Raw genomic sequence first — 19,934 nt, 5'->3', positions numbered from 1 at the left:
CGGGACACTGACCATGAACGTACCTGTTTTCCGCCCCTCACCGCCCAACCTGCGCCGCGGCCATCCGGCCGAACCGTCGGAGCGGGCGCGGATCCTCATCGTCGACGACGACGAGCGCAACCTGCTGGCGATCCGCACGGTGCTGGAGGACATTGCCGACGTCGTGCTGGCCCGCTCCGGCGAGGATGCACTGCGGCAGCTGCTCAAGGGCGAGTTCGCGGTGATCCTGCTGGACGTCTACATGCCCGGCATGGACGGCTACGAAACCGCGCAGATCATCCGCGCGCGCGAGCAGACCAAGCGCATTCCGATCATCTTCCTGTCGGCGGTCAACAAGGAAACCGAGCACCTGATCCGCGGCTACTCGATGGGCGCGGTGGACTACGTGTTCAAGCCGGTCGAGCCGGTGGTGCTGCGCTCCAAGGCCACGGTGTTCGTCGACCTGTACATGATGACCCGCGAGGTGCGCCGCAAGGCCAGGCAGGAGCAGGAGCTGCTGGACGCCAACCTGCGCGCCAACGCCGAACGGCTGCGCGCCGAGCAGGAGCTGCGCCTGGCCGAGCAGCGCCAGGCGGCGATCATCCAGTCGCTGCCGCTGGTGTTGTACCTGGAGGATCGCGAGGCGACGCCGCGCATGCCGAAGTTCGTCAGCGGCAACTTCACCGCGGTGACCGGCTTCGCCTACGAGGACCTCGGTACCCAACCCACGTTATGGCTGGACCGGTTGCATCCGGAAGACCGCGAGCGCGTCATCGGCGCCCTGCAGGCGCGCCGCGACGGCCGCGCCTACGCGGTGGAGTACCGCTGGCTGTGCGCCGACGGCAGCTACAAGCACTTCCTCGACCAGGCCGTGCTGCTGCGCGACGCCAAGGGCAACCCGCTCGAGTACGCCGGCACCCTGCTCGACGTAACCGATCGCAAGAACCTCGAAACCCAGCTGCTGCACGTGCGCAAGATGGACGCGCTGGGCCAGCTCACCGGCGGCATCGCGCACGATTTCAACAACCTGCTGGCGGCCGTGCTGGGCGGGCTGGGCCTGATCGAACGACGCATCGCGCTGGCCGACGATCAGCGCAAGGTGCTGGAGATGACCCGCCACGCCGCCCAGCAGGGCGCGGAGCTGGTCTCGCGCCTGCTGGCCTTCGCGCGCAAGCAGAAGCTCGAACCCGCGCGCGTGGAGATGGACAACCTTTCCGGCACGGTGACCCAGCTGCTGACCCATACGCTCGGTGGCCTGGTGGCGCTGGAATGGGAGCTGCAGGAGGGCCTGTGGTCGCCCTACGCGGACGAAACCCAGCTGGAACTGGCGTTGATGAACCTGGTGATCAACGCCCGCGACGCCATGCCCGAGGGCGGCAAGATCTGCATCGCCTGCCGCAACGCCAGCGTCGGTGCCGGAGGTGACGCCGCCACAGCCGGCGACTACGTGGTACTGGCGGTGTCCGACACCGGCTGCGGCATCGCACCGGAGATGCTCGAGCGCGTCACCGAACCGTTCTTTACCACCAAGGCGGTCGGCAAGGGCACCGGCCTGGGCCTGTCCATGGTGTACGGCTTCGCCCAGCAGTCCGGCGGCACCATGCGCCTGGAAAGCAGGCTGGACCATGGCACCACGGTCGAGCTGTGGTTGCCGCGCTCCCCGGAAGCGGCACGCCGCCCGCCGGCCAGCGCGCCCGCCGACGGCCCGGACCCGCGCAAGCGGGCGCGCAACATCCTGCTGGTGGACGACCACGAGGGCGTACGCGCCACCACCGCGGCGATGCTCGAGGACCTGGGCCACCAGGTCACCACCGCCGCCGACGGCGAGCACGTCAGCCAGTTGATCCAGGGCGACGACGTGCACTCCATCGACTTCATCATCAGCGACTACGCCATGCCGCTGGTGTCCGGCTCGGAGGTGATCCGCAAGCTGCGCGCGGTCAAGCCGGGGCTGCCGGGCATCATCATCAGCGGTTACGCCGACACGGCGGCAATCTCCGGAGCGCCCGAAGGGGTGATCGTGGTGTCCAAGCCGTTCACGCCTGCGCAGTTGCAGGACGCCATCGCCGCCGCGGGGCACGTCGGCGGATAGCCGATCCGTTCCCGCTGTCCCTGGGGAACGGCATTGGCAGGTCCCCAATGATGGTTTCGCCACGCGGCCGGGGTGCACATGGCGGACCAACTGAACGAGGGCTGGACCGTCACCCGCGGTCGCGCAGGCCGCCCCGATCGCCCGCAGGCACCACGCCATGCCAAAAAGGTCCGGGCCGGCCTTGAAATCCACCGTGCCGCCGCGACCTCGAAAGCTTGTCCGGCTTGCCGCGGCGCAGCAGGCCCGGCGTATAATCGTTAAGATTGCATACGGCCTTCGCCCTTCCCCAGTCGGACGGCCGCAAAGCCTCCCTTCCCTGCCGGTGGTGACGTGAGCACGAACCTGATTCGCGAGTTTTCCGAGTCCTCCCAACTCGCTGGCGGCAACGCCGATTACGTCGAACAGCTTTACGAGTCCTGGCTGGCCGACCCCGCGTCGGTCACGGCCGATTGGTCCGGTTACTTCGAATCGCTCAAGGGTCGCGGCAGCGACACTCCCCATTCGGCCGCGATCGCCCGCATCGAAGCGGCGCAGAAGGAGCGCCGCGCGGCCGGTGCGCCGGTCGACGATGCCCACGCGCGCAAGCAGGCCGGGGTGCTGCGCCTGCTGACCGCCTATCGTTCGCGCGGCCACCTGGCCGCCAACCTCGACCCGCTGGGCCTGGCCAACAAGATGGACGCGCCGGACCTGGGCCTGCCCTTCCACGGCCTGTCCGACGCGGACCTGGACACCGAATTCGACTGCGGCACGTTCGCCGGCGGCGGCCAGCGCATGAAGCTGCGCGAGCTGCTGTCGCGCCTGAAGAAGATCTACGCCAGCACCATCGGCGCGGAGTTCATGTACATCTCCGACCACGCGCAGCGCAGCTGGATCTACACCCGGCTGGAGCAGGCCAACGGCAGTGCGGGGCTGGACGCCGAGGGCAAGAAGCGCGTGCTGGCGGGCCTGACCGCCGCCGAGGGCCTGGAGCGCTACCTGCATACCAAGTACGTCGGCCAGAAGCGCTTCTCGCTGGAAGGCGGCGACAGCCTGATTCCGATGGTGGACGACGTGGTCTCCTCCGCCGGCGACAACGGCATCAAGGACCTGGTCATCGGCATGGCCCATCGCGGCCGCCTGAACGTGCTGGTCAACATCCTGGGCAAGCCGCCCAAGACCCTGTTCAACGAGTTCGAGGGCAAGTTCGAGCACCCGGACGATCCGGCCCACTCGGGCGACGTGAAGTACCACATGGGCTTCTCCGCCGACGTACGCACGCCCAACGGCGGCGGCGTGCACGTGGCGCTGGCGTTCAATCCCTCGCACCTGGAAATCGTCAACCCGGTGGTGGCCGGCTCCGTGCACGCGCGGCAGATCCGCCGGCACGACGGCGAGCACACCCAGTCGATGGCGGTGCTGATCCATGGCGACGCGGCCTTTGCCGGCCAGGGCGTCAACATGGAGCTGTTCCAGATGTCGCAGGCGCGCGGCTTCCGCATCGGCGGCAGCCTGCACATCGTGATCAACAACCAGGTCGGCTTCACCACGTCCAATCCGCAGGACGCGCGCTCGACCATGTACTGCACCGACCTGGCCAAGATGGTCAACGCGCCGGTGCTGCACGTGAACGGGGACGATCCCGAGGCGGTCATCGAAATCACTCGCCTGGCCAATGAATTCCGCAAGCGCTTCCGCAAGGACGTGGTGATCGACCTGGTCTGCTACCGCCGCCATGGCCACAACGAAGCGGACGAACCGTCGGCCACGCAGCCGGTGATGTACCAGATCATCAAGAAGCGCCCGACCACGCGCGACCTCTACGCGCAGCAGTTGGTGAAGGAGGGCGTGCTGGCCGAAGGCCAGGCGCAGAAGGAGCTCGACGCCTACCGCGACCGGCTCGAAGCCGGCGGTTCGATGACCGAGCTGGACGCCAACCCCGACCGCGACGTGCACGTGGACTGGAGCCGCTTCATCGGCGGCAAGCTGTCCACCGCCGCCGATACCGGCGTGGCCAGGCAGAAACTGGTCGAGCTGGCGAACCAGCTGCTCGAGCTGCCCTCCGACATGACGTTGCAGCCGCGCGTGGCCAAGATCTACGACGACCGCCGCAAGATGGCCGCCGGCGAGCATCCGGCCGACTGGGGCTTCGCCGAGAACCTGGCCTACGCCACGCTGATCGATCAGGACTACAACCTGCGCCTGGTTGGCCAGGACTCCGGCCGTGGCACCTTCTTCCACCGCCATGCCGTGCTGCACGACCAGAAGGACGGCCACACCTACATGCCGCTGGCCACCGTACGCGAGGGCGCCGACGTCGAGGTGATCGACTCGCTGCTGTCCGAAGAGGCGGTGATGGCGTTCGAGTACGGCCACTCGACCACCGATCCCTACACGCTGCACATCTGGGAGGGCCAGTTCGGCGATTTCGCCAACGGTGCCCAGGTGGTGATCGACCAGTTCATCAGCTCGGGCGAGGCCAAGTGGAATCGCCTGTGCGGCCTGGCGCTGTTCCTGCCGCACGGCTACGAAGGCCAGGGCCCGGAGCACTCCTCGGCCCGCCTCGAGCGCTTCCTGCAACTGTGCGCGATGGACAACATGCAGGTATGCGTGCCGACCACGCCGGCACAGGCCTTCCACATGATCCGCCGGCAGATGGTGCGCCCGGCACGCAAGCCGCTGATCGTGATGACGCCCAAGTCGCTGCTGCGCCACAAGCTGGCGGTGTCCTCGCTGGAGGAGCTGGCCACGGGCGGCTTCCAATTGGTGATCGGGGAGCACCGCGAACTTCCCATCAGGAAGGTCAAGCGCGTGGTGCTGTGCTCGGGCAAGGTCTACTACGACCTGCTCGAGAACGCGGACAAGCGTGAGCTCAAGGACGTCGCGATCGTGCGCGTCGAGCAGCTCTATCCGTTCCCGCGCCCCGAGGTCATCGCCGAGCTGGACAAGTACCCGGCCGCCAAGGAGGTGATCTGGTGCCAGGAAGAGCCCATGAACCAGGGCGCCTGGTTCCAGATCCGCCATCACCTGCAAGCCTGTGTCGGCGCCAAGCGCAGCCTTTCCTATGCCGGCCGCGGGCGTTCCCCGGCGCCGGCCGCCGGTCATTTCAACACCCACGTTGCCGAGCAGACGGCACTCGTCGAGCAGGCGCTGGTCGCGCCGATCGGCGATGACTACTCCGCAGAATAAAGGCCCAAGGATTTCCCTATGTCCATCGAAGTCAAAGTCCCCGTCCTGCCCGAGTCCGTCTCCGACGCCACCATCGCCAGCTGGCACAAGAAGGTCGGCGAGGCCGTCAAGCGCGACGAAAACCTGGTCGATCTCGAAACCGACAAGGTGGTGCTGGAAGTGCCTTCGCCGGTCGACGGCGTGCTCAAGGAAATCAAGCACGAGGCCGGCGACACGGTAAACAGCCAGCAGGTGATCGCGATCCTCGAGGAAGGCGCCGCCGCGCCTGCGCCCGCGCCGGCCGCGAAAGAAGAGCCGAAGGCTGGCGCGCCCGCGCCCGCCAAGGCCGAAGCACCGAAGGCTGGCAAGGGCACCGAAGAACTCTCGCCGGCTGGCCGCCGTGTCGCCACCGAGGAAAGCATCGACCCATCCAAGGTCGCCGGCACCGGCCGCGACGGCCGCGTGACCAAGGAAGACCTGGTCAACTACGGCAAGGGCGGCTCCGCCGCCACGCCGGCGCCGGCCGCCAAGCCCACCCCGGGCGCGCGTCCGGAAGAGCGCGTGCCGATGACCCGCATGCGCGCGCGCATTGCCGAGCGCCTGATGCAGTCGAAGAACTCGATCGCGATGCTCACTTCCTTCAACGAGGTCAACCTCAGCGAAGTGGTGAAGATGCGCAAATCCCTGGGCGAGGCGTTCCAGAAGGAACACGGGATCAAGCTCGGCTTCATGAGCTTCTTCGTCAAGGCCGCTGCCGAGGCGCTCAAGCGCTATCCGTTCGTCAACGCCTCGGTCGACGGCAACGACGTGATCTACCACGGCTACCAGGACATCTCGATCGCCGTGTCGACCGACAAGGGCCTGGTCACGCCGGTGCTGCGCGATGTGCAGGACATGAGCTTCGCCGACGTCGAGAAGGGCATCGCCGACTACGCCACCAAGGCGCGCGCCAACAAGCTGTCGCTGGACGACCTGCAGGGCGGCACCTTCACCATCACGAATGGCGGCACCTTCGGCTCCTTGCTGTCCACGCCGATCGTCAACCCGCCGCAGAGCGCGATCCTGGGGATGCATACGATCAAGGAGCGTGCCATCGTCGAGAACGGCCAGATCGTCGCCGCGCCGATGATGTACATCGCCATTTCCTACGACCATCGCATCATCGACGGCAAGGACGCGGTGCTGTTCCTGGTCGACATCAAGAACCAGCTGGAGAATCCGCAGAGGATGCTGCTGGGTCTTTAAGCCCTTGAGCCCCTCTCCCCGTCACTGATAAGGGATGGGAGAGGGATTGGGGCGAGGGTTCGGCACTGCCGCCCGCCCCGCTTCGCCCGTACCCTCACCCGGCCTGTCGGCCACCCTCTCCCGGCGGGAGAGGGGTAGAAAGCGAGAATCGCATGAGTGACCAACAATTCGACGTCATCGTCATCGGCGCCGGCCCGGCCGGCTATGTGGCCGCGATCCGCGCCGCGCAGCTGGGCCTGAAGACCGCCTGTGTCGATGAATTCACCGGCAAGGACGGCAAGCAGGCCCTCGGCGGTACCTGCCTCAACGTGGGCTGCATCCCGTCCAAGGCGCTGCTCGATTCCTCGCGCCAGTTCTGGAACATCTCGCACAACTTCCCGGTGCACGGCATCAGCGTGGACGGCGCCAAGGTCGACATGGGCACCTTCATCGGCCGCAAGGACAAGATCGTCAAGCAGTTCACCGGCGGCATCGGCCAGCTGTTCAAGGCCAACAAGGTCACCGCGTTCTACGGCAAGGGCAAGCTGCTCAAGGGCAACCAGGTCGAGGTGACCGGCAAGGACGGCGCCAAGCAGACGCTAAGCGCCACCAACGTGATCCTGGCCTCCGGCTCGGTGCCGATCGAGCTGCCCTTCGCCAAGTTCGATGGCAAGACGATTGTCGATAACGCCGGCGCCCTGGACTTCACCGAAGTACCCAAGCGCCTGGGCGTGATCGGCGCCGGCGTGATCGGCCTGGAACTCGGCAGCGTGTGGAAGCGCATGGGCTCCGACGTCACCGTGCTGGAGGCGCTGCCTGATTTCCTGGGCGCCGCCGACGCGGACATCGCCAAGATCGCGCTGAAGGAGTTCACCAAGCAGGGCCTGGCCATCAAGCTCGGCGCCAAGGTTTCCAAGGCCGAGGTGAAGAAGGACGGCGTGCACCTGACCTACACCGACAAGGACGGCGAGCAGAAGCTGGTCGTCGACAAGCTGCTGGTGGCCGTGGGCCGCCGCGCCTACACCGACGGCCTGCTGGCCGGCGACACCGGCGTCAAGCTCGATGAACGCGGCCGCATCGTGGTCGACGAGCACAACCACACTGGCGTGGACGGCGTGTGGGCCATCGGTGACGCCGTGCGCGGTCCGATGCTGGCGCACAAGGGCTCCGAGGAAGGCGTGGCAGTGGCCGAGTGGATCGCCGGCAAGGCCGGCCACGTCAACCTCGACACCGTGCCGTGGGTGATCTACACCGAGCCGGAAATCGCCTGGGCTGGCAAGACCGAAAAGCAGCTCAAGGACGAAGGCGTGCCCTACAAGATCGGCACCTTCCCGTTCGCCGCCATCGGCCGCGCCGTGGCGATGAACGAGGCGATCGGCCAGGTGAAGATGCTCGCCCACGCCGAAACCGACCGCATCCTGGGCGTGCACATGGTCGGCCCGGGCGTGTCCGAGCTGATCGCCGAGTGCGTGGTGGCCATGGAGTTCAAGGGTTCCTCCGAGGACCTGGCACGCATCGTCCATGCCCACCCGACGCTGTCCGAGGCCGTGCACGAGGCCGCGCTGTCGGTCGACAAGCGCGCCATCCACAAGGGCAACTGACCGCCCCGGCAAGGCCAACACGGCCCGCTCCTGGCGACAAGGGCGGGCCGTTTCCTTTGACGAATCCCTTGTAGGAGCCCACTTGTGGGCGATGCTCTCGCTCTCTTGCGCATCACCAATCAAGAGCATCGCCCACAAGTGGGCTCCTACATAAGACAACCACGCAAAACGGATACACATGCCCCAACCCACCGCCCTCTGCGTCTACTGCGGCTCCAGCAGCGGCAGCCACCCGGAATACGTCGAACAGGCCCGCGCCTTCGGCACCGAGATGGCGCGGCGTGACATCGCACTGGTCTACGGCGGCGGCAAGGTCGGCTTGATGGGTACCGTGGCCGACGCCGTGCTGGCCGCCGGCGGCAAGGCCATCGGTGTGATCCCGCGCCAGCTGGTGGACCTCGAGGTTGCCCACCCGGGGCTGACCGAGCTGGTGGTGGTCGAGACCATGCACCAGCGCAAGACGCGCATGTACGAGCTGTCCGACGCCTTCGTCGCCCTGCCCGGCGGCTTCGGCACCATGGACGAAATGTTCGAGATGCTGACCTGGGCGCAACTGGGCCTGCATCGCTATCCCTGCGCTTTCCTCGACGTACGCGGCTACTACACGCACCTGCGCGCGATGATGGACCACATGGTCGGCGAGCGCTTCGTGCGCCCGGAGCAGCGCGACGACGTCTGGTTCGGCCCGGACATGGCCGCGCTGTTCGACTGGATGGCAAGCTACGAAGGCCGCTACCTGCCCAAGTGGGTGGACGACCGCAGCATCGACGCCTGAGCGCAGGCAAGGAGGCAGGCATGAGCGACCCGAACGCATTCCGCGCCATGCGCATCCGCAACGACGATGCCGGTTACCGCGGCGGCATCGAACGCATGGACGCCGGGGAACTCACGGCCGGCGAGGTGCTGGTCAAGGTGGCCTGGTCCTCGGTCAATTACAAGGACGCGCTGGCCGGCACCGGCAAGGGCAGGATCCTGCGCCGCTACCCGTTGAACGGCGGCATCGACCTGGCCGGCCACGTGGTTGCCTCCACCGACCCGGCCTTCCGCGAGGGCGACGCCGTGCTCTGCACCGGCAGCGGCCTGTCCGAGACCCGCGATGGCGGCTATGCCGAATACGCGCGGCTGGATGCGCGCTGGACGATCCCGCTGCCCGCGAGCCTCAGCCTGCGCGAGAGCATGATCCTGGGCACCGCCGGCTTCACCGCGGCGCTGGCGCTGCTGCGCATGCAGGACAACCGCCAGACGCCGCAGCTTGGGCCGATCGCGGTCACCGGCGCCAGCGGCGGCGTCGGCCAGCTTGCGATCGACATCTTCAGCCGCGCCGGCTACGACGTGCACGCGATCAGCGGCAAGGCCGACCACTTCGACGCGTTGCGCGGCCTGGGTGCCAGCGAATGCATCGATCGCCACCAGCTCGCTTTCAGCGGCAAACCGATGGATTCGGCCCGCTTCGGCGGCGCGCTGGACAACGTTGGTGGCCCGATGCTGGCCGGCCTGCTGCCGCTCATCGCGCCCTACGGCAACGTGGCGATCTGCGGCAATGCCGGCGGGATCGCCTTCGACAGCACCGTCATGCCTTTCATCATCCGCGGCGTGAGCCTGCTTGGCATCGCCTCGGCGGGCACCGCCCGGGATCTGCGCGAGCGCATCTGGCAACATCTGGCGGACGACTGGAAGCCGCACCACCTCGACCGCATCGCCACCGCCGAGGTCGCGCTGGAGGACCTGCCGGCCGTATTCGGGCGGATGCTCGGCGGCGGATCCTTCGGGCGCACCCTCGTACGCATCGGCGGCACCTGAAGCCCGCGCTTGGAAGCATTACCCGCGCGGCATAGAATCCACGACAACTACCACGGAACCCCCACCTCATGGCACGAATCCTGATCGTCGACGACTCCCCGTCGCAGCTGCTGGGCCTCAAGCGCATCGTCGAAAAGCTCGGCCATGAGTCGCTGACCGCCGAAGACGGCGCCGCGGGCGTCGAGGCGGCCAAGCGCGAACGTCCCGACCTGATCCTGATGGACGTGGTGATGCCCAATCTCAACGGTTTCCAGGCCACCCGCATCATCAGCAAGGACCCGGACACCGCGCACATCCCGGTGGTGCTGGTCACCACCAAGGATCAGGAGACCGACCGCGTGTGGGGCATGCGCCAGGGCGCCAAGGCCTACGTCACCAAGCCGATCAAGGAAGACGAGCTGGTCGCCACCATCAAGCCGTTGCTGCCGGCCTGACGCCGGCCTTCGATCCGTCGCTCCCTCAGGCAGCTGGCCGAGGAAAAGATCCGGCGAAGATCACGCATTTACGCCAATTTGCAAAGACGCCCACCGCACCTGCAGGAGCTCCGCTTGCGGGCGATACTCCCGGCGGGGCAAGTGAGCGCATCGCCTGCAAGCAGGCTCCTGCAACGGTGTCCCGCCAGGATTTCGCTCAAGCGAAGCCGCTTCAGGCGCGCGGATCGTACCCTTCGAACTGCTTCTGCAGGGACTCGTACGCTTCGCGTTGGGCATCGCTCTCGGCCGCGGGCGCGCGGATCGACAATTCCACGAACTGATCGCCCGGGGACGCGCCCGGCAACCCACGCCCCTTGAGGCGCAGCTTGCGCCCGGACTGCGAGCCGGGAGGAATCCGCAGGTCCACAGCACCGGCCAGCGTCTGCACCGGCACCGTCGTTCCCAGGGCCGCCTCCCACGGCGCCAGCGGCAGCACGTGCAGCACGTTGCGGCCTTCCAGCCTGAATCGCGGATCGTCGCGGATCGTCACTTCCAGCATCAGGTCGCCGTTTGGCCCGCCAGCAGCCCCCGGCTGGCCCTGCCCGCCCAGCCGGATGACCTGGCCGGGCAGGATGCCGGCGGGAATCTTCACTTCCAGCACGCGCTCCTGGCCGCTGCTGTCGTGCAGGGCCAGCCGCGTGCGACCGCCATCGAAGGCGGTCTGCAGGTCGATCTGCACCTGTGCCTGCACGTCGCGGCCGCGACGCGGCCGGGGCTGCGCGCGCGGCCCGCCGCCGGTCCGTCCGAACAGGCTTTCGAAGAAGTCGCTGAAATCGCCGTTGCCGGCGTCGCCGAAGCCGCCGCCCTGCCCCCATCCCGGCGGCGGGCGGAACTGCTCGCCGCCGCGATAGCCGCCCGCACGCAACTGGTCGTAGGCGCGGCGCTTCTCGGGGTCGCGCAACGCCTCGTTGGCTTCATTGATGGCCTTGAAACGCTCCTCCGCGCCCGGATCCTTGTTCCGGTCTGGGTGATACTGCCGCGCCAGCTTGCGGTAGGCGGACTTGATCTCGGCCTCGCTGGCATCGGGCTTCACCCCGAGAATGTCGTAATAATCTTTGAATTCCACTGCCCTTCCTCGGCGTAGATTGCGCGGTCAGGCGGCCCGCCGCGGATACGCTCCGCGGAAGGCCGCCCGGAACACGCTACGGCATCGGCTCAATGATTGCCGGACGGCTGCCCGCTGCCCGAGCCACCGGCGCCGCTGCCGCCGTGCTCGGTGGAGATCGAGATCCGCCGCGGCGTCGTTTCGGCGCGCTTGGGGATCAGGATTTCCAGCACGCCGTGGCGGCCCACCGCCGTGATGCCGTCCGGATCGGCGCTGTCGGGCAACGCGAAGCGGCGGTGGAAGGTGCCGTGTGCCCGCTCGATGCGGGTGAAACGACCCGTCTGCTCCTGGTTCTGCACGGTGCGCTCGCCCTTGATGGTGAGGATGCCCTTTTCCATGCTCACCTCGATGTCGGCCGGATCGACGCCGGGCACGTCGACGAAGATCACGAAGCGCTTGTCCTCTTCCTTGATGTCCACGCGCGGGGCCCACTGGCTGGTCACCACGTTGGACGGGTCTGTCTCCTCCTGCTGGAAGAAGCGATCGAAGGCATGGCGGATCTCCTCGGGAAACGCGTTGGCGGCGTTCCACACGGGGTTGCGGTTCGAACTCATAGACAAGGTCCTCCCAAGGGGTCACGGCGAGCGCCGCTTGCCTCAGAAGTAGGTGCGGCCGCTGCCGATTCAAGGCGACAGCGGCATCCGGCCGGGTTTACGATGCCTGCCCCCACCCACGGACGAACGCCATGAGCATCCAGATCGGCCAGCCGCTGCCGGACCTCGAAATCGCAGTGATCGAGGACGGCGCCCCGGTCCGGCGCTTGCCTACCGCCAGCCTGCTCGGCGGCCCCAGGACGGTGCTGTTCGCGGTGCCGGGCGCGTTCACGCCGACCTGTTCGGATCACCACCTGCCCGGCTACGTGCAACACTTCCAGGCCTTCCGGGAGCGCGGTATCGAGGTGTTCGGCCTGGCGGTGAACGACGCCTACGTGATGCAGGCCTGGGCGGCGGTCCAGCAGGTACCCGCCGGCCTGAGGCTGCTGGCTGACGGCAACGCCAGTTTCACGCGTGCGCTGGGGCTGGAGTTCGACGGCACCGCGTACGGCATGGGCGTGCGTGCGCGCCGCTTTGCGCTGTACGCCGAGCACGGCGTGGTGCGGCAGCTGCATGTGGAGGCACCCGGGGAATTTCGCGTGTCGACCGCCGAGGCGGTGCTGCAGGCGTTCGATGCACGGGAGCCGGCAACCACCGGCTGATACGGCGCGGCGCCCTGCCTTGACCGCCCGATCGGCGCAGGTTCGCTGCGGTCGCGCTTCGCCAACCACGATTCAAGCAGCACGGCGCCGCCGTGACGGGGCGTGGCGCGCCGCGTTTTGGTGCCCGGAGCGGGGATCGAACCCGCATAGCCTTGCGGCTGAGGGATTTTAAGTCCCACGGAAGGTGTCCACAATCGTCCTTTCTCGTCCGCATGACATCAGGCAACCGTTGATGGGGTTGAATTGAACGTACATGGTAGTCCTCCGCCGTCCCGTACAATCTCCGTTCGCGTAGGGACTGTGTAGGGACTGGGGCGGACTAGCCCCATCTGACGTCGGGGTTACATTTCCATGGGTATCACTGTACGGGGGTTGGACACGCTAAAGCCGGGCAAGTGGCTAAGCGAGGGCGGACACAAGAATGAAGGAGCATTGCGCGCCAAGGGCGGGCCGCATGGCGCACGCTTCTACTTCCGCTACCGGAACATAGAGGGTCATTACGATGACTTGCCGATGGGAAGATTCCACCGTGACGGCAAGCATGGCATCACGCTGGAAGAAGCAAGGGAGCGGGCCAAGCAGCTCCGTACCCGCTACCTGTCCGGCGCTCGCGATCTGCGGGCGGCCCTCCTGGCTGAGGAGCGCGAACATCAGCTTGAGGAAGAGGCACAGGCCAAGGCGGCAGCCGCCGACGCAGCCAAAAAGCGAGCAACATTAGGTGCGCTCCTGCTGGCCTACATGGCCCAGTTGAAGCGAGACGGGAAGACTAGCGCTACCAGTGTCGAAACCGCGCTGGAACGCCACGTCGCCGTACCGTGGCCGGCACTCTGGCACACACCCGCCGAGAACGTCGGCCTCGTTGATCTTTTGCCAGTGATTGCGCGCCTTGCCAATGCCAACAAGTTGCGTGAAGCGGCCAAGCTCCGAAGCTACATACACGCGGCGTATGCGGCAGGAATTCGCGCGCGGCAGGATGCCCGTGGCCTACCCGCGCTGCGAGATCTCCATATCTCGCACAATCCTGCACGCGACCTGACAACGATCGAGGGGGCGACCAAGTCCCGCGAGCGCGTGCTATCAGTGGCAGAGCTTCGTGCGTACTGGAAGCGGGTATGCGCCCTGCCCGACCCTCCCGGCGCACTGCTACGGTTCCACGTGCTCACCGGTGGGCAGCGGGTCAAGCAGCTCTGTCGGCTTACTATGGATGACTACGATGTCGACACCCAGAGCGTGCGCCTCAGGGACATAAAAGGTCGAAGGAAGACAGCTCGCGATCACGACGTACCCCTGACTCCGGCTGCGCTCGATGCGATGGAGGCGATGGGCCATGCACTGGGACCGCATCTATTTACCCTCACTAAGGGCGCAACGTCGGCTAGCTACGAATCGATGCGCGATCATCTGGTTGCCGTCCGCGACGAGATGACTGCGGCCGGTGAACTAGAAAAAGGTCCGTTCACGGTCGGCGATCTACGCCGCACCGTCGAGACACGACTCGCTGCCGCGGGCCTGCAGCCGGGTGACCTGGCGCAACTGCAGAGCCACGGACTTGGTGGGGTGCAAGCACGCCACTACAACAAGCACAAGTACATGGAAGAGAAGCGCGCTGCACTGGAAGCACTGCACAGGTTGCTGGAGGGCGAGCACCACCGACTAAGGCGACCATCCCGCGTGAAGGCCTAACTCTCCAACCACTGAGCACGCGGAGTTAACCGACGCTCCCGGACGGACTACGTTGAACAGCGGTATACAGCGGTGGATTGACCCAAGCAGCCCACTACGCGTACGCTGAACCTGCCAGCGGCGCTGGTAGGCCAAGCCAGGTCTAGAGAGGCAAGAAGCCTTCATGAGCAGAAGTACGCAAGTCGGTTTGATTGCGTCGCGCCGGTTTTTGCCCGGCACTTTTGTTATGGATGCTTCCCTCTATGACCAAGATCAAGAATGTTCCTGACGCTGTCCCCCTCGACGACGAAGGTGTTTTTTACCTCTCCATCGTCTACGCGTGGAGGGATATTTTCCCGCCCGCGCTCCGCGAATTTGCCCGGCTCAAGTCGTTTCATCTGAACCATCACATTTGGTCAGAGCAGCTGCCGCCTTATGGCCTGTTGGCCAGCGCTTACCTCGGCTTCGCGCCGCTGCCGACTAGCTACGGCCGCTTTATCACCCACGCAGAACGGGTGAACAAGCTGGAGCCGCACGCTGATTCCCAGGCTTTCAGGAAGGACGCTGTCGCACGCGAGAACAGTGCCGCGAGTGAGTATGGAATAAGCCGTGGCGAGCTCAAGCGTCTGCTTCAGTACGTAGATGCGATGGCGGCGAAGTTTGGCTTCGAGTCGTACGACGCCGTCTTTAACTGCAAGGATGAGATCCTTCGCGACCCCAGCCCGTTCGCCCCTGCAGACCGTGAAACGTTCGCAGAAGGCCCTCTGCACCTCTGGGATTTCGCAAAAGCGGTCAGTGAGCACGAGCTCACCAACATGGCCTTCGACACGTACGACGGCTGGGTCCTCTTTGTCCACCACCAGAACGGTGCGGTCTCTGGACACGCAATTCATCCACGGGCTCATCGCTTCGGCGGCTTCTCCCTGAATCCGCTGGTCGATTTCGTTGAGATCCAACTGCGCGGGGACGCCCTTTCGCCGATCCTCACGGTGCCTAAGACCGTGCAGGAGGCAACTAGCGCACTCGCCAACCGCTATTTTCCCGATCTGCCTTTCGAGTTCATGCCCCCGCCCATGGTTAGCGGTCGCACCGTGCACCGGGCAAGGATGGTCCGCCCCGACCTCCGCCGCTGCTGGACGGAGGCATGACCCATGAATGCTCCCAACAAGCATGCGCCTGGGATGGGCGCATCCGCGCCGTTTACGCCGTTCGGTCAGCAGTCTGAGGAAGAACAGATATCGCAATTGATCAGGCTGTTCGCCCTCGATCCCGTGCTGCGCACGTCCGAAGTCATTGCGGTCACGGGAGACACCAGGACGGATTTCTACGGCCGGCAGGATCCGAACGACAAGCTGTTCGATCCCTCTTATCCCGAGCCGATTGGCGGACGACGCTCTCGTAAGGCTTCTCGGCGCTACTGGACGATTGACATCCTGCGCTGGCGCATTCGCCAGGCGAGGGGGTGAGCGGCCATGGACACGTCTACCCGTTATGCCAGGCCCCATGCTCAAAACGACACATCCAAGCTCGCGTCGAAGCCAAGCACGTTCCCGGAAGCATCCCTCTGCGAGTCCAGGGCCAGCCCTGACGCACAGAGGAACCCGGAAGCAGAGCCACGAGTCTGTTTAGACCCCCATGGTCTCCGGGACAGTGCGCCCTTGGCCTTTGCCGCGTACCGTACTGCCCTTGAGTGTTACCCGCGGCTTTCGAACCGCACGCTACGAGAGGAGGAGGTCATCCATCGCCTGCGCAAACTGACGCCTAAATCTGCTTTCAACCGGGGGTACGTCGCACGCCAGGCATTCAAGCTGATCAACCCCCACGGCCATGGCGCTAACAGTGGGCGATTCAGCAACGAGACCTTGGGTTGGTTTCGGCAAGCGTATCCCGCCGAGGCGCATCTGACCGCAGGCTTCACGTTGCTGCTGTGCGCCTCGAAATGGTGGATTCATGAGCAAGGGCATCGATCGGTCCTGCCTCGCGCGAGTCCCTTGACCACTTCAGACCTGGACGAGAAGTTGAAGGCGTTCGGGTTCCTTGCCGGGGAACGTCAAGCGATCTGCCGGATGCTCCGGCGAGACCGCAACCAGCGGTAGGCACCCTTGCCGAAACTGCAGCGCAAAAAGCCGCTCGCGACATGCGAGCGGCTTTTTTTCGGGTCCCGGGCAACTAACAACCTTACGCTCGGGACTCGCCCGCTTTTGCCACGTCGGCGCTCATGAGAACAAGCGAGACCAAGACCTGCTATCGGCCCTGCGCCGGCTTGCCAAGCAAGATGCTTTCCGCGAGCGAGGTGTCTGCGAACTTTCGAGGCGCCCCGCGGCGCCGGGCGCCCTCTTGTTGCTTTGGCGGCTGACCCTTGCGCAGATTTTTACCGAAGCCCCGTGGGAGAAGAAAATGGCCATCCGTCTTGGTCAGATACCCGATCGCATCACGAACTCCGCGCAGCATCGCTTCGTCGGCGTAGTGAACGTGGCCTATTGCATTGAAGCGATATTCGTCCTTGCGCAGGTAGCAGTTGAATCCTGAAGCAAACTCCCGGGATCCAACGCAATCATGGATCCAGTACATCTTCAGCCTCTCGGCGAGATTGTACGATTGGTAATGCTTATCCCCATCAACGATTACCATCAAATGAAGGTGGACACCCCTGTCGTAGGCATGCTCGCGTTTGATGATGTAACCGAGAACGTCGGGGATGATGCGATCCTCACGGAGGTTTCGGATGAACTTTTCTACCGCCTGCTCGATCTTGCCTTCCGCCGCAGCCCTTTTTGCCGGTCCTTCAACATAGAGATCCACGCGTAGCACCAGCAGGCGAGCGTGCACTCGGAGAATGGACAGGAAGTACCGGCAGCACTCCCGGAAATTCACCCGTTGCAAGCGCTCCAACTGCTCGACACGCTGGAGAAATCGGGGTGCTGTGCACACGCGCCTGATGACGTGCACCAGGTGGGCTAGCACTCGCCTCGGGTAGTCCTCGCTGAGAAGTAGTTCAGAATCGGTGTTAGTAAAGAAACGAAGGCGGGGCTCCCACTTCTCGGCCAACCTCATCCCTACCTGCAGATAAGGGTACATCTCACTCTCCCTCCCTCGTGCCTTGTGCGCAATATCAACCCCTCTGATTGCGTGCCACAGGGCCCTGGCTTCGCGCGAAATGGCGTAGCGAGCCCAACGACCAGTGCCCACTGGCGTCCATGCCGGCGCCTTACTCTTTGCAACTCGTTTGACGGCGGCCCGCAGGTTGCTGAGGTAGTCCGTTGCCTGCTTGTTTTCACCAACCTCGTACGCGTAATGGCGATCACCCTGTTCGTCAATCCATTCAAGCGGACCCAGAATGCCAGACGAAACCAGGTTATGGAAACGCTCGCCGCTCAACGGAGCGGCCTTCATCATGTTCAGCTGCATGCCATAGTTACTCCGAGGCTATTGTTGTGCTCACTCAATCGAATGCCTGTTATTAGAACTGGATGCAAAACAAAAGACTAGGAACCGATATTCAGTCCATCGAATGCACCCACGAATACACCACCAAGACCAGACTAAACGTGCCATGCAACACACGGTTTGTCGCTCTCATGCCATGTTGAGATAGCGCGGAACAACGTATGGATTTCTGCAAGCGCGCAACCGTTGACAGGCCACGGGCCGAAGGCAAGCAGCCGCGGCCAAGCGTCCGTCTTGCCAAGCGTAGAGCGCGTGTTACGCGCCTTGCCACCATAACGCGACCAAGGGAGAAAGCGGTCTACGGTTTCGCAGGGTTTTGTGGCTGGACGGTACCGTCCAGGCCGAATTACGTCGGCATTTCAAGCGCTTGGATTCGATGAACTCACAGCCAAAGTCACGCGCTCGCCCAAAGCGCGCGCTGCGCCTCGTTGCCAGGCGAGTGCCACCATATGCGACAAACTAATTTTTTTCGGAGCAGCGCGCCTATCGATGACAAGTCAACAGGTTGCGCCAACTAACCACAAAAAAAAATAACTACCGCCTGCCCGAAACGCGAAGCGCCCCTCATGCGGCCACCTTCACGCCTGACTTTAGAACCACATAAGCCGTTGATCTACGCTAGTTACTTGGCCGAGTGCTGACAGTTTCCCGCTCAACTGCCGCTTTTCGGTCGGGCAAGAGGTAGATCGATGTGCGATGTTCCTTGTTGGCCGGCTACTAAGGAGTCCGCCTGCTACAAGGGAACGCCGTGTCGAGGGTGCCTGCAAGGCTACTAATCTCCCGGAAGATGCGACACGCGTTGTTCTGATCACAGTCAACATACGTGGAGAGGCACGTGGCTATTAGCGCATTTGGTTCTTATTACAACTCGCTTCAGTGTTTGCCGCCCCGGGTCACTGCTGCCATCGTAGAGGTCCACCACAAAACGGGCGCACCAGTCGAGCTCGTCATGCTGGTGGCGTTGTCTGCAATGTCCACCGCCTTGCACGGGTTCGCTCTTCGTACTCCCAATGGCGGTCTGATGTCGCCTGCACTCTATTGCATGGGGATTGGCCCGCCTGTGTGCGGCAAGTCCTCCGCCATGTCCGAGTTCTACAAACCGATTCGGGAGTTCGATTCCACACTTTCCGCGCGACGCGCGTCGACCGCCGAATGGCGCCACCACCCAGCGTTCCGTGATGTGTTGCAGCTAGATGCAACCTGGGGATCCCTGCTCGAAGCACTTGATGGCACCGGTAACGGCTTGACGATTGCGGATGATGATTGCATCGACCAGCTGAAAAGCGATGTCATGCGGAAACGTGGCAAGCTCAACCGCTTTTTCGACGGTCCGGTAAAGGAGTCACTCATCCGGCGGGACCACGATCCTCTGGTGGCCTACTACCCGTCAGTCGGAATTTGTTGCTTGACGCAACCGGAGATCTACACAGAACACCAGCTCGCCGCGCGCTACGCTGACCGCAAGTCTGGGTTGGCTTCCAGGTTTATGTATGCCCATACCTTGGACGGGCGCGGGCCACAGCTACCATCGCTGCCAACGCCAAGTCTCAACGAAATCCATCTGCTGACTACCTGGTTCCTGGAACAGCGACTTCAGCGCCTGCTAACTGGCAACACAGAGCGCGTGGAGTTGTGTTTATCCACCGAAGCGGAGGCGCGCTGGGTGCAGCTGAAACAGCAGATCGACGAGCGCATGGTATTTGACTTCCCGTACGCCCAGGACTCAGCCGGTCGTGCGACAGAGAAGACGTGGCGGATTGCCGCGATCTTGCACTGCTTCAACGCGATGCCACTCCCTTCCTCGTCCGCAGAACCCCTGCCGTCGATATCTCCGATCCCGCCTGGAGCGATCAGTGCGGCATGGGAGATCGTTCGATGGTCAATCACACAGTTCCAGCTGGTCTTTCCACCACCGAAACCCAAGCCGCTCAGGATCTCGCGCGTGAGAGAACGTCAATTAGAAGAAACGCGCATCGCGAAGGGACACTTGTACGATCACCTGCGTCGGAGTGGCGCAGACACCATGCCCTGGAGCCTGGCCCAGGAGCTGTCCTGGCTGAGCGCACACAAGTTCAAGACCGTAGTCGACGTCCCCCCGCTTTCAGTAGCGGTCGGGTTTAGAGTCCGGGGTTGATCGTATCTGTCTTTGCCAGGCGCTGTGCATAGGCCGCAGGCGTCATGCCTCCCAAAGCCTCCTTGGGTCTCTCCTCGT

Annotated in this window: 16 protein-coding genes; 13 read left to right on the top strand and 3 right to left on the bottom strand. The window is 64.6% G+C overall.

The annotated features are described in order from the left end of the window. The first annotated feature begins 13 nt into the window (after positions 1-13). The 7 genes from OSC30_RS15740 to pilH all read left to right on the top strand — a co-directional run bounded on the left by OSC30_RS15740 (position 14) and on the right by pilH (position 10,274). Positions 14-2,071, top strand: coding sequence for a response regulator (locus OSC30_RS15740; protein ID WP_267172814.1), 2,058 nt, complete (start codon positions 14-16; stop codon positions 2,069-2,071). A gap of 330 nt (positions 2,072-2,401) precedes the next feature. Beyond that, the gene (locus tag OSC30_RS15735; protein ID WP_267172813.1) at positions 2,402-5,236 is read left to right on the top strand and encodes a 2-oxoglutarate dehydrogenase E1 component; all 2,835 of its coding nucleotides are present in this window, start codon (positions 2,402-2,404) and stop codon (positions 5,234-5,236) included. Between the two features lie 18 nt (positions 5,237-5,254). Continuing rightward, positions 5,255-6,460, top strand: coding sequence for a dihydrolipoyllysine-residue succinyltransferase (gene sucB / locus OSC30_RS15730; protein ID WP_267172812.1), 1,206 nt, complete (start codon positions 5,255-5,257; stop codon positions 6,458-6,460). Positions 6,461-6,612: 152 nt separating this feature from the next. Further along, positions 6,613-8,040, top strand: a complete 1,428-nt coding sequence (lpdA, locus tag OSC30_RS15725; protein ID WP_267172811.1) for a dihydrolipoyl dehydrogenase — start codon at positions 6,613-6,615, stop codon at positions 8,038-8,040. Positions 8,041-8,218: 178 nt separating this feature from the next. Then, positions 8,219-8,815, top strand: a complete 597-nt coding sequence (locus OSC30_RS15720) for an LOG family protein (protein WP_267172810.1) — start codon at positions 8,219-8,221, stop codon at positions 8,813-8,815. Between the two features lie 20 nt (positions 8,816-8,835). Next, positions 8,836-9,840 (top strand): YhdH/YhfP family quinone oxidoreductase, encoded by a 1,005-nt coding sequence (locus OSC30_RS15715; protein WP_267172809.1) that lies wholly within the window; start codon positions 8,836-8,838, stop codon positions 9,838-9,840. 68 nt (positions 9,841-9,908) lie between these two features. After that, positions 9,909-10,274, top strand: a complete 366-nt coding sequence (gene pilH, locus OSC30_RS15710) for a twitching motility response regulator PilH (protein ID WP_209614798.1) — start codon at positions 9,909-9,911, stop codon at positions 10,272-10,274. Positions 10,275-10,485: 211 nt separating this feature from the next. On the opposite strand, the gene OSC30_RS15705 is transcribed toward pilH, so the two are convergent. Together OSC30_RS15705 and OSC30_RS15700 are read right to left on the bottom strand one after the other, a co-directional pair. Next, the gene (locus OSC30_RS15705) at positions 10,486-11,379 is read right to left on the bottom strand and encodes a DnaJ C-terminal domain-containing protein (protein ID WP_267172808.1); all 894 of its coding nucleotides are present in this window, start codon (positions 11,377-11,379) and stop codon (positions 10,486-10,488) included. An 89-nt stretch (positions 11,380-11,468) separates the two neighbouring features. Continuing rightward, positions 11,469-11,972, bottom strand: a complete 504-nt coding sequence (locus OSC30_RS15700) for an Hsp20/alpha crystallin family protein (RefSeq protein WP_267172807.1) — start codon at positions 11,970-11,972, stop codon at positions 11,469-11,471. A gap of 131 nt (positions 11,973-12,103) precedes the next feature. Here OSC30_RS15700 and OSC30_RS15695 point away from each other — a divergent pair, with 131 nt between their 5' ends. The 5 genes from OSC30_RS15695 (at position 12,104) to OSC30_RS15675 (ending at position 16,371) form a co-directional block, all read left to right on the top strand. Beyond that, positions 12,104-12,613, top strand: coding sequence for a peroxiredoxin (locus tag OSC30_RS15695; protein ID WP_267172806.1), 510 nt, complete (start codon positions 12,104-12,106; stop codon positions 12,611-12,613). Between the two features lie 351 nt (positions 12,614-12,964). Continuing rightward, positions 12,965-14,296, top strand: a complete 1,332-nt coding sequence (locus OSC30_RS15690) for a tyrosine-type recombinase/integrase (RefSeq protein ID WP_267172805.1) — start codon at positions 12,965-12,967, stop codon at positions 14,294-14,296. 242 nt (positions 14,297-14,538) lie between these two features. Then, positions 14,539-15,423 carry a hypothetical protein gene (locus OSC30_RS15685; RefSeq protein ID WP_267172804.1) on the top strand — a complete coding sequence of 295 codons (885 nt, stop codon included), beginning with the start codon at positions 14,539-14,541 and terminating at the stop codon, positions 15,421-15,423. Positions 15,424-15,426: 3 nt separating this feature from the next. Next, positions 15,427-15,741, top strand: a complete 315-nt coding sequence (locus OSC30_RS15680; RefSeq protein WP_267172803.1) for a hypothetical protein — start codon at positions 15,427-15,429, stop codon at positions 15,739-15,741. A 192-nt stretch (positions 15,742-15,933) separates the two neighbouring features. Beyond that, positions 15,934-16,371: a hypothetical protein gene (locus OSC30_RS15675; RefSeq protein ID WP_267172802.1), complete on the top strand. Its 438-nt coding sequence runs from the start codon at positions 15,934-15,936 to the stop codon at positions 16,369-16,371. A 148-nt stretch (positions 16,372-16,519) separates the two neighbouring features. On the opposite strand, the gene OSC30_RS15670 is transcribed toward OSC30_RS15675, so the two are convergent. Next, a complete protein-coding gene (locus tag OSC30_RS15670) occupies positions 16,520-17,683 on the bottom strand; it encodes an inovirus-type Gp2 protein (RefSeq protein WP_267172801.1) in 1,164 nt (387 codons plus the stop codon). Positions 17,684-18,545: 862 nt separating this feature from the next. Between OSC30_RS15670 and OSC30_RS15665 the strand changes: the two genes are divergently transcribed. Beyond that, positions 18,546-19,856, top strand: coding sequence for a DUF3987 domain-containing protein (locus tag OSC30_RS15665; protein ID WP_323374224.1), 1,311 nt, complete (start codon positions 18,546-18,548; stop codon positions 19,854-19,856). The last annotated feature ends 78 nt before the right edge of the window (positions 19,857-19,934 follow it).

Source organism: Frateuria hangzhouensis (genome assembly GCF_026410505.1).
GTDB lineage: Bacteria > Pseudomonadota > Gammaproteobacteria > Xanthomonadales > Rhodanobacteraceae > Frateuria_A > Frateuria_A hangzhouensis.
Note: the sequence above shows the minus strand (reverse complement) of the source record. Positions and strands in the feature narration are given on the sequence as shown.